This is a genomic window from Rhodoferax ferrireducens (assembly GCF_003347515.1).
Taxonomy (GTDB): domain Bacteria; phylum Pseudomonadota; class Gammaproteobacteria; order Burkholderiales; family Burkholderiaceae_C; genus Rhodoferax.
Genome location: NZ_QEII01000213.1, coordinates 1 through 1,167, shown reverse-complemented (window position 1 = coordinate 1,167; position 1,167 = coordinate 1). Strand labels below are relative to the sequence as shown.

1 protein-coding gene is annotated in these 1,167 nt (G+C 60.0%); it reads right to left on the bottom strand.

The window, feature by feature from the left end; genetic code table 11:
• A partial coding sequence (gene tnpC / locus C5P05_RS03215; RefSeq protein WP_114968431.1) for an IS66 family transposase occupies positions 1-1,167 on the bottom strand: 1,167 nt, incomplete at both ends.

Below are 1,167 nucleotides of genomic sequence, written 5' to 3'. Positions count from 1 at the left end.
AGCGTTTAAGGCTATAGTCCAGCGCTTTGGCCGTGGCCGAGCCATCGGTGATTTTGCAACGCTGCAACTTCATCCATTCATGCATCGCATCGGCAATCGGGCGTGCTTTGGTTTGTCGAATCTGCAAACGCTGGTCGGCATGGAGCGTTTTGACCTCACGCTCGACGTCATAGAGTTGGGCGAATAATTCCAGACCTGCTTCAGCAATCTGGCTGGAGTGGTTCACATGCAGCTCAAACAGCTTGCGCCGGGCGTGAGCCATGCAACCAGCTTCCACGATGCCCATGGTGAACAGCGATTTGTAGGCCGCGTAATCATCACAGACCAGCGTACCTTTCCAGCCGCCTTGTTCAGTGTTGGCGCCCAGGAACGTGCGGGCATGCTCACCGGCGCGAGACTCACAAAAATCGTAGACCACGGCTTTCAAGTCCTCGAAGGCCCCAGGCGCATACGCCCACAGGTAAGCCCGATGCGTTTTCTTGTTGCCGGGCTTGAGCATCGGCACCGGTGTCTCATCGGCGTGCAAAACTGCGTGGCTGAGGATTTCACCCTTGAGCGCATCGACCAGTGGCTGCAACTGCACACCGCACACGCCCACCCACTGCGCCAGGGTCGAGCGTGGCAGTGCCATGCCGGCACGCGCAAAGATGCCTTCCTGGCGATACAGCGGCAGATGATCGGCGTATTTGGCCACCAACACCTGGGCCAGCAGGCCCGCCGTGGGGATGCCTTTGTCGATGATCTGGGCCGGCACTGGCGCCTGAGTCAGCGTCTGGCATTTGGCACAGGCCCATTTACCGCGGATGTGGCGCTCCACCGTGAACAGGCCTGGCGTGTAGTCGAGCTTCTCGCTGACGTCTTCTCCGATGCGCTTCAAAGTGCAGCCGCAGCCCGGTGTGGAGCAGGTCGTGGCATCGAGTTCATGGTGGAACTCAACGCGCGGCAGATCTGCTGGCAGCGGGGCGCGCTTGGGCTGCTTGGGGGCGTCGGCGTTTGTCTTTGAACTGGGGGCGAGCTGTTCAAGCTCTTCTTCAATGGCAGCGATGTCGGCATCGATGGTTTCGTCGAGCAGGCTGATCTGGCCCGCATCGAGCTGCTCGCGACTGCGACCGAACTTCCAGCGTTTGAGGACCGCCATCTCGTGCGTGAGCTGGTCAATCTTGGTTT